Raw genomic sequence first — 13,343 nt, 5'->3', positions numbered from 1 at the left:
TGATCCCGCCGGTGGTGGGCTCACCCACATCGACGAGACCGGCGCGGCGCGCATGGTCGACGTCGGGGGCAAGGTCGTCAGTGATCGTGTCGCCGTGGCCGGCGGGACGTTCCGTACCACCGCGCAGGTGATCGACGCCCTGTCCGACGGTGCGCTCGCCAAGGGTGATGCCCTCGCGACCGCCCGCATCGCGGCCATCATGGGCGCCAAACGCACCCCCGACCTCATCCCGCTGTGTCACCAGGTGGCGTTGTCGTCGGTGGCGGTCGATTTCGCGATCGCGGCCGACAGCATCGACGTCACCGCGACCGCTGCGACCTCCGACCGCACCGGGGTGGAGATGGAGGCCCTGACCGCTGTCGCGGTGGCCGGTCTGACCCTGCACGACATGGTCAAGGCTCTCGATCCGTGGGCGAGCATCACCGACATCCGTCTGCTCACCAAGTCCGGTGGCAAGCGCGGCACCTGGACCCGATGACCACCCACACCGCGCGCGTCGTCGTCTCGTCGAGTCGGGCCGCGGCCGGTGTGTACGCCGACCGCACCGGGCCCGTGATCGCGGCATGGCTCGGTGAACGCTCGATCGAGGTCGACGATGTCGTGGTGGTCGCCGACGGGGACGGCGTCGGGGTCGCGCTGCGCGCCGCCATCGACGACCAGGTGTCGTTGATCATCACCACCGGCGGCACCGGACTGCACCCCACCGACCTGACGCCCGAACAGACCCGCGCCGTGCTCGACCGCGAGATCCCGGGCCTCGCCGACGCCGTGCGCGCTGCCGGGGTCGACAAGGTCCCCACTGCGATCCTCTCGCGGGGCACCGCGGGCATCGCCGGCACGACACTGATCGTGAACCTGCCCGGCTCCACCGGCGGAGTGAAGGACGGCCTCGCGGTGCTCGAACCGGTGCTCGCGCACGCGCTCGATCAGATCTGCGGCGGCGACCACTGATGGCCGCGGTCGTCGCACGCGCTGTCGTGACCGCCGACGTCATCGATCTGGCCGACCACGAACAAGCCGTCGAGACCGCCGCCGACGGCGCCGCGGGCGCGGTCGTCGGTTTCGTCGGGGCGGTCCGCAACCACGACGGTGGTCGCGACGTGCGCGCACTGCACTATTCGGCGCACCCCACCGCCGGCGATGTCGTGGCCGAGGTCGTCGCGAAGGTCGCCGCGGAATCAGACGGCGTGCGGGCGATCGCCGTGTCGCATCGGGTCGGCGATCTCGTGATCGGTGACGCCGCGCTCGTCGTTGCCGTCGCGGCCGATCACCGCCGCGCCGCGTTCGACACCTGCGCGCGCCTCGTCGACGACGTCAAAGAGGCCCTGCCGGTCTGGAAGCACCAGATCTTCGCCGACGGCAGCGACGAATGGGTCGGCTCGGCCTGACGGTTCGGCACGCTCGGCGGCGACAACGGCACGCTCGGCGGCGACAACGGCACGGTCGGCGGCGACAACGGCACGGTCGACGTGGAGTTTCGGCACGGTCGGGGAATGGAAAAGGGCCCCGCACGGACCTGAGGTCACGTGCGGGGCCCTTCGTCTCAGAGAGTCGGTGCCGTCAGACGGTCACCGGGGCAGAAGACCCTTGTTCTGGTTGAACAGGGCGATCTGGCCTGCGTCGAGCTGGAAGCCACTGCGCTTGGCCTGCTCCCAGAACCCGGCGATCGCGGGGTTGATACCCGGTCGCTTCACGGCCTCGTCGATCTGCTTCTTCACGTCGTCGGTGGTCTTGGCCGCAGTCTCCTGCAGGGCCTTGACCGGGGCCGAGGCCTCGCCGTCGAAGCTCGGGGCCTTGAACTCGGGGAGCTTCGGCACGTCGGTCGGCGCGCTGCGCGGGGTCGGGGCTCCGAGGCCGGTGCCGCAGACGGGCCATGCGCCCTTGCCCTGGCCGGCGAGCACGCGCTCGGCGACGGCGATCTGCTGCTCCTTGGTGGCCTCGTTGGCCGTGGGCGCGTACTGGGTGCCGCCGTGCCCGGCCCAGGTGCTCTGGCTGAACTGCAGCCCGCCCTGGTAGCCGTTGCCGGTGTTGATTCCCCAGTTGCCGCCCGACTCACACTGTGCGACCTGGTTCCACTCTGCATCGGTGGCGGCCGAGGCGTTTCCGACTCCCATGAGGAGGGTGGCGCCACCGCCGAGAACGGCGGAGGTCACGGCCACGCGGGCGACGGTACGGGTGGCGGATGACTGTTTGCGATGACGTCCGGACATAGAGCTGTTGTTTCCTCTCTCCACGCGCCGACGAAGTGAGCTGTCGGGTTCGGGCTGAGAGGTTGCCCGGCTCCGCAGTGCGGAGCTTCACCCCGAGGGACTCGTCGTGGATGACGAGTTCCGTTTCCGATGTCGGCGGCCGAGACCGTCGATGTCGGAGGTGGGTCCCCCGCCCTCGTTCCTGAAGTGTGTCTCTGGAGGCTCTGTCCACGGAACGAGGTTTGGCGCGGCAGACAGAACGTGTTGTTTCGGGTGTGGCCACAGGTGCGGCCAACCGAGACGCTACGTGTTCGTCTCAGGTGTGTCATACCTTCGCATGACGAACGAGTCGTGGTGCTGCGGTACGTGTCGATCGGGTTTCGGTCGTCCTCGCAGGCCACAGCGGTGATAGCCGGTCCGTGTCCGATCCGTTATCGCCCCGTGATGTGAACAAGGTCACAGCGGTTGCGGGACATGAATTCACACGGGCGGGAATGGTTCCGCGGACACCCGAAAAGTGGTCGCGCAGTCGGGATCTCGCAGATGCGCAGTTGTGACCTCAGCCACCGGCGAAGGGTGGTAGAACCTCGATCACAGCGCACGGGATCACCGGCATCGAGCGGTCTCGCACGGCGACCGAGTCGCGCAGATAGGTGCAACGCCGCAGGACCTGCGCCAACGCCGGGTTCTCACGCCCCAGCGCCGACTCCAGGTCGCCCACCGTCGCCGACGAACCGAGCTCGACGGTCTCCTCGTCGTGACCGGCCGCAGCGCGCGCGGCCGCGAAGTAGCGCACCTGCACGGCCACGGTGTCGCGGTCGACGCTCATCCGCCGATCGCAGACATCGGTCGTGTGGGCTGCAGGAAGCCCGGGTCGTTGATGGCGTGCCCGGGCAACTTGCCCCAGGTGGCGCCGCGCCACGCCAGGGCGATCGCAGCATCGTCGGCGCCGGTGCGCAGCAGTGCGCGCAGGTCGGTCTCGGTCGTCGAGAACAGGCAGGTGCGCAACTGCCCGTCGGCGGTGAGGCGGGTGCGGTCGCAGTCGCCGCAGAACGGCCGGGTCACCGAGGCGATGATCCCGACACGGGCGGGGACGACGGTGCCGTCGGCCTGGGTGACGTGATGGCCCCCGACGATCCAGGTCTGTGCCGGTGCCGACCCCCGCGGGGCGGTGTCGGCGACGAGGTCGAAGTCGCGCGAGAGCCGCTCGACGATCTGATCGGCGGTGATCATGTCCGTCCGCGACCACGTGTGCCCGGCGTCGAGAGGCATCTGCTCGATGATCCGCAGCGAGAAGCCGTGCTCGAGACACATCGCCAGCAGGGCAGGTGCGTCGTCGAGACCGCCGTCGGGATGCAACACCGCGTTGACCTTGACCGGTGTCAGACCTGCCTCGGCGGCCGCATCGAGTCCGTCGAGCACATCGGCGATGCGGTCGCGACGCGTGATGGCCGCGAAGCGTTCGCGGTCGAGGGTGTCGAGGGAGACGTTCACCCGGCTCAGGCCCGCGGCGGCCAGCGCCCTCGCATGGCGGCGCAGACCCAGACCGTTCGTCGTCACCGAGGTCTCGGGATGGCCCGGCAACGCCGACACCGCTTCGACGATGCGCGGCAGGTCTTTGCGCAGCAGCGGCTCACCGCCGGTGAAGCGGACGGCCTCGATGCCGAGGTCGGTGACGCCGATGGTGATGAGGCGGATGATCTCGTCGGTCGACAGCACGGCGTCACCGGGCAGCCAGTCGAGGCCCTCGGCCGGCATGCAGTAGGTACAGCGAAGATTGCAGCGGTCGGTCAGCGACACACGCAGGTCGCGGGCGGCGCGACCGTAGGTGTCGACCATCGGGCCCTCGGTGGGCATGCCGTCGGTGTCGACGCCCATGCCCGACGTCGCCGCGCCCGAGCCGCCGGGCACGGCGAGCGGGATGCCCAGGGCGATGGCTGTCATGACACCAGCGTAGCCAGCTGCGACCGCGAGCGACGATCACATCGACGGCAGGTGGGTGCTCGGGGAGTCAGGCGCGGGCTTCGAGAGCCCGGAACGTACTCGCGTGGAACACCAGCGGCTCGATGTCGGGATCGGCGTCGAGCTCGGTGATCTCGAGCAGCACCAGATTGTGGTCGCCGGCCGGGATCTCGTTGTAGAGGGTGCACGAGAGGATCGCGGCGGCATCGGGGACGAACAGCGCGCCGGAGTCGGTGACCGAGGGGGTGACGCCGTCGAAGCGATGGGCGGCCGCCCCGGCCAGCTGGCGACACAGCGCATCCTGGCCCGCGGAGAAGACACTCACCCCGATCGACGGGGCGTCACGCAGCTTCGGCCAGGTGCTCGAGGTGTGTTGCACGCACAGCGACACCAGCGGCGGGTCGAGCGACACCGTCGCGAACGAACTCGCCGCCATCCCGACCGCGACACCGTCGATCTCCGCGCACACCGCCACGACTCCCGACGGGAAACAGCTGTAGGCGCTGCGCAGGGCGTCGCCGTCGGCGGCGGGACGCAGATCGGCCACGGTCACGGTCATCGGTGTCGCCTCCCCGAACGCAGGGCGAAGACGAGCGCGAGCACGAAGCCGATCGGCAGGCCGAGGGTGAACAGGTACACCAGGGCGGGCGCGCGGGTGCCGTCGTCGAGTGCGGGGACGGCGAACATCGTCGCGGTCGCCACGATGCCGATCGCGAAGAAGATCAGCGCTGCATAGAGCAGTCGGTTCCCGGAAGCCGATGGCATACCCACGACGGTAGAGCAGCGGGCCGGTCGGGTGCGCATCGGCGCCCGTCGTCGGCGGTGATCGAGTCCGTGCGGGCAAATCTCTCGACGCAGGAGGGCATAGAATGGTGGAGTAGCGCGTCGGTGAGTGGGACTGATGTCTCCACCTCGGTGCGCTTTCGTCGTGCCAGGGGATCCCTTCGCCCGACGACTCGAGACGCTACGACGATGTGAAGGTGACACGGTGCCTACCGGCAAGGTGAAGTGGTACGACGCAGAAAAGGGCTTCGGATTCCTGTCCCAGGAGGGCGGGGAGGACGTCTACGTGCGTTCGAGCGCGCTGCCCTCGGGCGTCGAGGGGCTCAAGCCCGGCCAGAAGGTCGAGTTCGGCATGGCCGCGGGTCGTCGTGGCCCGCAGGCGCTGTCGGTGACCGTGCTCGAACCCGCCCCCAGTGTCGCCAAGAACGCCCGCGAGGCCGCCGCCGCGCGTGAGCCGGCCGCGAAGCGCCACTCACCCGACGAGCTGCACGGCATGGTCGCCGACCTCATCACCCTGCTCGAGGGCAAGGTGCAACCCGATCTCCGTCACGGTCGCTACCCCGATCGCAAGACCGCGCAGCGCATCTCCGAGGTCGTCCGCGCCGTCGCCCGGGAGCTCGAGCACTAGCTCCCGAGGTTGTTCTGATAAAGGTCGCTGGCGTAGTCGCCGGTCGTTCCCGCATCGCTCGGGACCGGGGTGTTCGGCGGCAGGGTCTTCAGTGACCAGAAGCCGCGGGTGATGGGTGCGCCACCGGCGTCGGTGCGGCCCGAGGGGAGACGGACCTCGACGTTCGACACGATCTTGTCCTTCGTCGACGACACCGTGAACGTGAACCGCTCATTGGGCGCGTAGAACACCGGAGGCTCCTGCTCGAATCCCTTCGGCGTCAGGTATTCGACGGTGAGCGCCCACGGTGCGTCGGCGATGCCCTGCGACACCGAGATGATGGCCTGCTCGCCCACCGGGACGGGTAGCTCGCGCGCGAAGGTGCCCTCCTTGCCCTTGCGGCAGTTCGAGAGGTCGATGTCGCACAGGATCGTCGGCTGCACCTTCACCAGCGTCTTGCCGGTGGTGGCCTGCAGGTAGGGCGCCTCCTCCTCGGAGCCGGAGGTCAGCGCGAACACGCCTCCCGCGACCACCGCCACGAAGACGACGCCGAGGATCGTGATGATGGCGAAGAACTTCTTCTCGCCGGAGCTCAGTCTGAACACAGGGCTCTACTGTCCGTTCTTCTCGTGTGACTCGACGCGGACACGGCGGGTGGCCAAGCGGTCGAGGTCGATGGCGCCGGTGGGTCGGGTCTGCTCGGGGCGGCGACCACCGAACCCGGGGACCAGGGTGGCGCCGCGGTAGGTGAAGAACGTCTGCGACAGGCCCAGCGCCAGCAGCACCGACACCACCGTGAAACCGATCCACAGGGTCGAGGGCAGCAGCACGCCGAGCGCGGCCCCGATCACCCAGCACAACTGCAGCACCGATTCCGAGCGGCCGAACGCCGAGGCGCGCGACTCGTCGGGCAGGTCGTCCTGGATGGACGAGTCGAGACACACCTTGCCGATGGCGCTGGTCCCCGACGCGACGAGCGCCGCCAGCGCGGCGAACAGGACCGACCCGAACACCGCGGCGAGCACCGCGGCGGCCAGGCTCGCGCCGGTCACCGCGACCACGATCTTCTGCGGATTGCGGAGCTCGAGCCGGGTGCCGGTCGCGTTGCCCACGAAGTTGCCGACACCCGCGGCCGCACCGACCGCACCGAGCAACGCGAGCTGCATCCAGCCGGTGTGGGTGTTCTGGTTCGATTTCGCCCAGAACGCGATGTAGAGGGTGAGGAAGCCGGTGAGGACGCGGATCGTGCCGTTGCCCCACAGGCCGGTGAGCACGTTGCGTCCCAGCGGCTGTCGCATCTTGGCGGCCAGTGCCGCGGGGGTGAAGCTGCGTTCCTTGCGGTCGCCGTCGGGGCGTGCGGGCGGCTCACCGTGGTAGGCCAGCGTCGCGGGGATCTCGCCCGCGGTCACCTCCACCCACGCCGGGATGCGCATGCAGAACACCGCGCCGGCGATGGCCAGCAGCGCCAGGCACACCATCGCGCCCGGCACATGGAGGGGCAGCACCTGCCCGAGCATGGTCTCGAACAGCGCAGCGGTGGCGCCGCCGATGACCGTGCCGACGACGAGCCCCCACGTGGTCAGCCGCGAGTTCACCCGCACCAGGTCGATGCTCGGCGGCAGCACACGTGGTGTGACGGCCGATTTAAGCACCCCGAACGATTTCGACAGCACCAGCAGACCCAGCGCGCACGGGTAGAGCACCCACGGGTCGTAGGTCAGCTGGTCCTTCACCGGATCCCATCCGGCGTTGGTCATGATCAGCAGCGCCAGCAGGACACGGACACCGAAGGTGGTGGCCATCGCGATGCGCCGTCCGCGCTGGAGTTTGTCGAGCGCGGGCCCGATGAGCGGCGCGATGAGCGCGAACGGCGCGATGGTCAGCGCGAGATAGAGCGCCACCTTGCCCTTCGACTCCGCGCTGGCTGCGGCGAAGAACAGTGTGTTGGCGAGGGCGACGGTCATCGCGGCGTCGACGGCGTTGTTCAGGATCACCGGGAACGTCAGCGCGGTGAGGCCCGATCGGTCGGCGCCGTCGGCGGTCGCCGCGCGGTGGAGTCTGTCGATGCCCTTCGAGGTCAGTTCGCGACCGCGCAGAGCGGCCACCCGGGTGACGGTGAGCTTGCGTGGCATCGCCCGCGCTCCGTCGCGTGTCGGGCCGCGGTCGGGCTCGGGCTGCCGACCCCGAGCGGCGTGATCGTCGAGGGGATCGAGGTGCGGGTTGTGTGTGGGCGGCGGGCGGTAGGCCGACGCGCCGGGACCGACGGTCGATCGCGGTGGCGTCGGGACGCGACGGCGCCCGTCGACGGGATAGTTGGCGGCGCCGGGATGTTCACCGGCGGGCCGGTCGGAGGGCCCCACGAAGCGGTCGGTCGGAGCCGCGGGATCGGCCTGCGGACGCCGCACACGCGGACGCACTCCACGACGCTCTCCGGGCCGGTTCACCGTGCCGATTCTTCCCTATTGCTCCGATCGCGACCAACCCGCAACGCTGGTGTCGGCGCCCGATGCGGCAGAATAAGGGTGTGGATACTGCGTTCGAGGACTCGCCGACCGACCGGTCGACGCCGACTGCCGATCTCGAGGCGCGTCTGATCGCCGCCGTCGACATCGCGCGTGGGGCCGTGGAGGCCTCCGGCGAGGGTGCGGTGGGCGATCACATCGAGGCCGTCGTCGAAGGTGACTGCACCGTCTCGCACTACTTCACCGCCGACATCACCGGATACCGCGGCTGGGTCTGGTGCTCGGTGCTCGCGACCTGCCCGCCGACGCACCCCGGCGACGACATCGACATCACCGTCAGCGAGATCGCCCTGCTGCCCGGTTCCGACGCGCTGACCGCCCCGCAGTGGGTGCCGTGGTCGCAGCGGATCGCCCCCGGGGATCTCGGGCCCGGCGACGTGCTGGCCGCACCCGCCGACGACCCCCGACTCGTCCCGAACCACATCGACTCCGATTCGCTGCAGTCGGAGTCCGACCTCGACGAGGTCTCCGACGTGATGCTGGAACTCGGGCTCGGCCGCACCCGCGTCCTCTCCCGTGAGGGCCGCGACGACGCGGCGACCCGCTGGTTCGAGGGACCCCATGGCCCCGACAGCGACATGGCCGTGGCCAGCAAGCTGCACTGCGGGAGTTGCGGTTTCTATCTTCCGGTCGCCGGCGCGCTACGCGTCGCGTTCGGCGTGTGCGCCAACGAGTACGCCGCCGACGGCTCCGTCGTCTCGGCCGAATACGGATGCGGCGCACACTCGGACGCGGTCGCACCGTCGGGTGAGGGATCGCCCGCCTACGACGCGTACGACGACGGCGCCATCGAGATCGTCCCCGCCGCGCCCGCCGCCACTGCCTCGCCCGACGCCGGATCGAACGCCGACGCGCCGGTCGAGGCGCAGGACGCGCCTGCCTCCGCAGAGCCCGTCTCCGCCGACAGCTGACGCGTCTTCCCGCCGGCGATGCCGCCCACTGCCGTTGTGCCGGAGCATGACCCGTTCGACACCGCGTCGCTGCGCTCGTCGACGCTGCGATCGTGGGAGTCGTCGGTCACCCGACTCGCCGAGGATGCCGCGGCCGAACGCGAGCTCGTCGAATTCGGCTATCGCGACCGCCTGCTGACCGAACTCGCAGCCAACGCCGCCGACGCCGCCCACGACACCGGTGGCGGAGCCCTTGCAGTGTGGCTCGAGCCCGCGAATGTCCTGCACGTCGCCAACACCGGTGCGCCGCTGCACGCCGAGGGTGTGCGCTCCCTCGCCGCCCTGCGGGTGTCGGCGAAGCGGGCCGCGCCGGGATCGGACACGGGATCGGCTCAGGTCGGACGATTCGGGGTGGGTTTCAACGCCGCCGCCTCGGTCGGTGTCGAGGTGTCGGTCCGTTCGCGGACCGGCGGTGTCGTGTTCGGGCTGCAACGTACGCGGGAAGCGTTGGCCCGCAGTGACATCGCAGGGGGCATCGACGCTCCGGAGGTGGACGTCCCGATGCTGCGGTTGCCGTGGCCGGACCCTCTTCCCCCCGCCGACGGGTACGACACCGAGGTCGTCATCACCCTGCGCGACGACGTCGACGGACCGGCGCTCCTCGGGTCGATGACCGGTGAGATCACCACCCTGCTGCTCGAACTGCCTGCGCTGGAGACGATCACCTGCGGCGACGTCACAGCGCAGCGCGCGGTGAGCACGGCCGACGGAGTCGACACGCTCACCATCGGCGATGCGACGTGGACGCAGATCCACACCGCGTACGCCCGGTGGCTGATGCCGGGCACCCCGGATGCGCCGGCGCCGCTGACGGCCGACGTCCTGCACGCCCCCACCCGCACCGATCTGGCCCTGACCCTGCCGGCGATGTGCGTCGCCGACGTCGCGGTCACCCCGGACCGGCGAGCGCTGCACCCCGACACCGACATCACCGTCGCCGCAGAGGGATATCACTGCCTCGCCCTTGCTCTCGAACCGGCGCACCGCCTGGCCGTCCTGCCGTCGGCGGGGTTCCCGGCAAGCGCCACCGACGGCGTCCTGCGCGACGCCGTGATCGCCGACCTCACCACGCACCGCTGGCTACCGACCGCCAACGGCGAGCTGGTCGCCCCGAATCGGGCGGTTGTGATCGCTGATGCCACACCATCTCTGACGGTCCTGCTCGCCGAGTTCCTCGACGGTGTCGTCGTCGCCGACCTGTCCGACACCACGTCACTACGCCGTCTCGCCGCGGTCGGCGTCACCGAGACCTCACTGGTCGAGGTGTGTGAGCGACTGTCGGGTGTGACGCGCCCGCCGCGGTGGTGGCGTGACCTCTACGAGGCGATCTCGCCGATGATCGCTGACGACAGGGTGCGCGGTGAGATCGCGACCATCCCGGTGCCGCGGGCCGACGGTCGGATGTCGATCGGGGCCCGCGGGCTGGTGCTCGCCGATCTCCGCACGCGGTCCGACACCGCCGACGACACTGCGGCGCCGACGATCTCGTGGGTCGCGACCGTGCACCCCGACGCCGAGCACCCGCTGCTCGAACGGCTCGGCGCGCAGCGTCGCTCCGTGGGGGAGCTGCTCGCCGATGCCGCACTGCGGGCGGCGATCACCGACACCCACGAATCCGACTCGTGGGGATCCGAGGACGGTGATCCGGCTGAGGCCCTGGCGCACGAGGTGCTCGGTCTCGTGGCCGCCGACACCGACGCCGACATCCCTCCCTGGTTGGGGCAGTTGCTGATCCCCACACAGGCGACCCCGTCCGGCGATGATCCCGACTCCGACCCGCTGCGTCCCGCCGACGAGCTTCTGCTGCCCGACAGTCCCATCGCCTCGGTGCTCGTCGACGACGCGCCGTTCGGTCGTGTCGCCGCCGATGTCGTCGCCCGCCACGGGGTCGACGCATTACGGCGCATCGGTGTCGGCTGGGGCTTCACCGTCATCGCCGACGAACTGCCCACCGGCCCCGACCACGACCTCCCCGACGAGGTGCAGTGGTGGGACCACCTCGATTCCGAGCCGCAGCGACTGGTCGCGGTACGCGATCTCGACCTCGTCGACCCCGATCGGTGGCCTGCCGCCCTGTCGCTGCTCGCCACCGACCCGACGACGGCGGCGACACTGACCGACCCGGGCGGCTACACCGCCTGGTGGCTGCAGACCTTCGCCGAGGTCGACGGCACTCCGCTGGGATGGTTCCGCGCGCCCGACGACGACACCTTCGCCGGTGTCCTCGACCCGCTCGACCATCCGCACGCCGCCCTGCTCGCCGGAGCACTGGCCGGGGCCGAGGTGACCTCGACCGATCTCGCCGCCGTGGTGCTGCGCCGCCTGGGTGACCCCGACCGCGCCATCGTCCCCGGCGTCGCCGCGACGGCTCACGCCGCGCTGGTGCGCGCGCATCGGCGCGGCGCGCTCGACCTGAACCGGCTCGATCCGCCGGTCGGAGTACGCACCCTGGCCGGGACGGTCGGCGACGACGCCGTCGTCATCGACGCACCGTGGATGCTGCAGATCGTCGACGCCGCCGACGCGGTGGTCCTGCCGCCCCCACTCGTGCCCGTCGACGCGACCCGGTTGGCCACGATCCTCGACATCGCCACCGCCGGTGAGGACATCGCGGTGACCGTCGCCGAACCCGGCGAGCCGTCGACGTGGGCGGCGAGCGCGGTGGCGTGGGCGTTCGCACTGCGCACCGGCATCGAGTCGCCCGGCGGTGAGGTGCGCCTGCACGACGTGGTGCGACTCGATGTGCGGCGCGGCGACGACACCCGTCGCGTCGAGGTCGACTGGTGGGTCGACGACAACGGCATCCACCATCTCCGCCGCCGTCGGGAAGGACAGTGACATGCAGCTGACGACACCGGGTGTCGACCACGACATCACCGAGTGGGTCGCCGATCACCGGACCGGCTGGCTCACCGACGTCTTCCGTGTCATCACCACCGTCGGCAACACCGCCGCCATGACGCTGATCGCGATCGTCGCAGCGATCGTGCTGTGGCGGATCGGCTCTCGCGACCGTGCGCTGACCGTCCTGATCGGCTCGGCCTCGGGATGGCTGCTCATGCAGGCCCTCAAACACCTCGTCGCACGTCCGCGTCCCGAACCCCGGTTCCGGGTGATCGCCATCGACACCTTCTCGTTCCCCTCGGGACACGCCATGATGTCGGCGGTCGTCCTCGGTCTCGTCGCGGTCGCGGCGTGGCAGACCTCGGCGTGGGTACGCGCGCATCGGGCGGTTCTCGTGATCGCCCCTGTCGCGTCACTGCTCATCGGCGCCAGCCGCATCTATCTGGGCGTGCACTGGACGACCGATGTGGTGGCGGGGTGGGTGATCGGTGCGATCTGGGTGGTGCTGGCCTACGCAGTCGCACGCGCGGTGCGACGCCGTCGCGTTCAGGTGGCCGCGTCGGACTGACCTCGCAGGATCCGCTCGCATGCGTCTACGGTCGCGGGGTCCGCGGCGAACCACTGTTCGACGCGCACGTCATCGATGCCCACCATCAGTGGGGCGAGCAGGGCGGTGACCGTCACGACGAACCGCAGGGTGTCGGGACCGGCGCGGATGACGAGTTCCAACGACGGTGCCGCAGGGATCGTCGGGTCGGGGTCACGCCAGTCTTGGTCCACCAGAGGGGACCTCACGAGATCGTCGTACAGGGCGGCCACCTCGTCGCGTGCGTCGCCGAGCATCTCGTGGTGTATGCGCCACAGCAGATCCCGCGCGACCTCGCGGTGGTTGACGATGATCGCCGGACCGATCTCCGGGTCGAGAGTCAGCCGGGCCAGATTCATGCCGACGGCCGCGACGCGGTCGGTCCCCAGATCGGCCACGGCCGCCATCAGCAGTGCCTCCGCACCGCGGTTGAGATCGAGGATGGCGTAGCAGCGGTCCAAGACCACGAGAGGTTGCGGGTCGTGATGAGACTTCATCACCTCGACGACCGAACGGATCGGTGCCAACGGATCGGTGTCCGCCGGGGTCTCGGGGAAACGCGGCGAGTGCCCGGCAGCGAGCAGCATCTCGTTGGTCGCGTGCAGCGGCGCGTCGAGTGCGGTCGCGAGCCGCACCACCATCGCGGCACCGGGTGCCGATCGTCCGGTCTCGAGGAAGCTGATGTGACGGCTCGACACGTCGGCGGCGATCGCGAGATCGAGCTGACTCAGCCCGCGTGCGTGCCGCCAGTGCCTCAACAGTGCCGGGTACACCCCGCCACGGCGGGCGGGGGAGTCCGACTGCTGCGACGACGCCATGGACGGAGGGTAGGGCAGGCGACACCGCGCCGGCACCTACCTCCGGAGGTCATTGCGGGTCGCCGCGTCGGTGCGCTCGGAT

15 protein-coding genes and 1 riboswitch are annotated in these 13,343 nt (G+C 70.3%); of the genes, 7 read left to right on the top strand and 8 right to left on the bottom strand.

The features are described 5' to 3' along the window. Window positions 1-52: 52 nt before the first annotated feature. The 3 genes from moaC to ACLBW1_RS09280 are packed head-to-tail and all read left to right on the top strand — an operon-like array spanning window position 53 to window position 1,388. Entirely contained in the window at window positions 53-478 is a 426-nt protein-coding gene (moaC, locus tag ACLBW1_RS09290; RefSeq protein WP_447812147.1) for a cyclic pyranopterin monophosphate synthase MoaC, read from the top strand. After that, window positions 475-951 carry a MogA/MoaB family molybdenum cofactor biosynthesis protein gene (locus ACLBW1_RS09285; protein WP_447811546.1) on the top strand — a complete coding sequence of 159 codons (477 nt, stop codon included), beginning with the start codon at window positions 475-477 and terminating at the stop codon, window positions 949-951. The genes moaC and ACLBW1_RS09285 overlap by 4 nt, the downstream gene beginning before the upstream one ends. After that, entirely contained in the window at window positions 951-1,388 is a 438-nt protein-coding gene (locus ACLBW1_RS09280; RefSeq protein WP_447811545.1) for a molybdenum cofactor biosynthesis protein MoaE, read from the top strand. The genes ACLBW1_RS09285 and ACLBW1_RS09280 overlap by 1 nt, the downstream gene beginning before the upstream one ends. A 180-nt stretch (window positions 1,389-1,568) precedes the next feature. Here ACLBW1_RS09280 and ACLBW1_RS09275 read toward each other — a convergent pair whose 3' ends face one another. The 5 genes from ACLBW1_RS09275 to ACLBW1_RS09255 all read right to left on the bottom strand — a co-directional run bounded on the left by ACLBW1_RS09275 (window position 1,569) and on the right by ACLBW1_RS09255 (window position 4,916). Then, window positions 1,569-2,210: a transglycosylase family protein gene (locus ACLBW1_RS09275; RefSeq protein WP_447811544.1), complete on the bottom strand. Its 642-nt coding sequence runs from the start codon at window positions 2,208-2,210 to the stop codon at window positions 1,569-1,571. A gap of 9 nt (window positions 2,211-2,219) precedes the next feature. Continuing rightward, window positions 2,220-2,358, bottom strand: a riboswitch (cyclic di-AMP (ydaO/yuaA leader). Between the two features lie 390 nt (window positions 2,359-2,748). Further along, complete coding sequence (locus ACLBW1_RS09270; protein WP_447812146.1) at window positions 2,749-2,997, bottom strand: MoaD/ThiS family protein; 249 nt, start codon at window positions 2,995-2,997, stop codon at window positions 2,749-2,751. 17 nt (window positions 2,998-3,014) lie between these two features. Continuing rightward, the gene (moaA, locus tag ACLBW1_RS09265) at window positions 3,015-4,046 is read right to left on the bottom strand and encodes a GTP 3',8-cyclase MoaA (RefSeq protein WP_447812145.1); all 1,032 of its coding nucleotides are present in this window, start codon (window positions 4,044-4,046) and stop codon (window positions 3,015-3,017) included. Between the two features lie 154 nt (window positions 4,047-4,200). Further along, window positions 4,201-4,710 carry a flavin reductase family protein gene (locus ACLBW1_RS09260; RefSeq protein ID WP_447811543.1) on the bottom strand — a complete coding sequence of 170 codons (510 nt, stop codon included), beginning with the start codon at window positions 4,708-4,710 and terminating at the stop codon, window positions 4,201-4,203. After that, window positions 4,707-4,916 (bottom strand): hypothetical protein, encoded by a 210-nt coding sequence (locus ACLBW1_RS09255; protein WP_447811542.1) that lies wholly within the window; start codon window positions 4,914-4,916, stop codon window positions 4,707-4,709. Before ACLBW1_RS09255 ends, ACLBW1_RS09260 begins: the two co-directional genes overlap by 4 nt. A 223-nt stretch (window positions 4,917-5,139) precedes the next feature. Here ACLBW1_RS09255 and ACLBW1_RS09250 point away from each other — a divergent pair, with 223 nt between their 5' ends. Next, on the top strand, window positions 5,140-5,562 hold the full coding sequence (locus ACLBW1_RS09250; RefSeq protein WP_045824184.1) for a cold-shock protein: 423 nt from the start codon (window positions 5,140-5,142) through the stop codon (window positions 5,560-5,562). Here ACLBW1_RS09250 and ACLBW1_RS09245 read toward each other — a convergent pair. Together ACLBW1_RS09245 and ACLBW1_RS09240 are read right to left on the bottom strand one after the other, a co-directional pair. Next, window positions 5,559-6,146: a DUF2771 family protein gene (locus tag ACLBW1_RS09245; RefSeq protein WP_447811541.1), complete on the bottom strand. Its 588-nt coding sequence runs from the start codon at window positions 6,144-6,146 to the stop codon at window positions 5,559-5,561. The two genes, ACLBW1_RS09250 and ACLBW1_RS09245, sit on opposite strands and share 4 nt — an antisense overlap. Window positions 6,147-6,152: 6 nt before the next feature. Beyond that, window positions 6,153-7,985, bottom strand: coding sequence for an MFS transporter (locus ACLBW1_RS09240; RefSeq protein ID WP_447811540.1), 1,833 nt, complete (start codon window positions 7,983-7,985; stop codon window positions 6,153-6,155). 80 nt (window positions 7,986-8,065) lie between these two features. Here ACLBW1_RS09240 and ACLBW1_RS09235 point away from each other — a divergent pair, with 80 nt between their 5' ends. The 3 genes from ACLBW1_RS09235 to ACLBW1_RS09225 are packed head-to-tail and all read left to right on the top strand — an operon-like array spanning window position 8,066 to window position 12,425. Further along, entirely contained in the window at window positions 8,066-8,974 is a 909-nt protein-coding gene (locus tag ACLBW1_RS09235; RefSeq protein ID WP_447811539.1) for a DUF3027 domain-containing protein, read from the top strand. A 36-nt stretch (window positions 8,975-9,010) separates the two neighbouring features. Then, window positions 9,011-11,851: a sacsin N-terminal ATP-binding-like domain-containing protein gene (locus tag ACLBW1_RS09230; protein WP_447811538.1), complete on the top strand. Its 2,841-nt coding sequence runs from the start codon at window positions 9,011-9,013 to the stop codon at window positions 11,849-11,851. 1 nt (window position 11,852) lies between these two features. After that, window positions 11,853-12,425, top strand: coding sequence for a phosphatase PAP2 family protein (locus ACLBW1_RS09225; RefSeq protein WP_447811537.1), 573 nt, complete (start codon window positions 11,853-11,855; stop codon window positions 12,423-12,425). Here the strand turns inward: ACLBW1_RS09225 and ACLBW1_RS09220 are convergent. Next, on the bottom strand, window positions 12,404-13,261 hold the full coding sequence (locus tag ACLBW1_RS09220; RefSeq protein WP_447811536.1) for an MmyB family transcriptional regulator: 858 nt from the start codon (window positions 13,259-13,261) through the stop codon (window positions 12,404-12,406). The two genes, ACLBW1_RS09225 and ACLBW1_RS09220, sit on opposite strands and share 22 nt — an antisense overlap. Between the last annotated feature and the right edge of the window lie 82 nt (window positions 13,262-13,343).

It is taken from the genome of Williamsia sp. M5A3_1d (genome assembly GCF_053345315.1).
The sequence above is the reverse complement of the archived record's forward strand: the minus strand, read 5'-3'. Positions and strand labels throughout refer to the sequence as shown.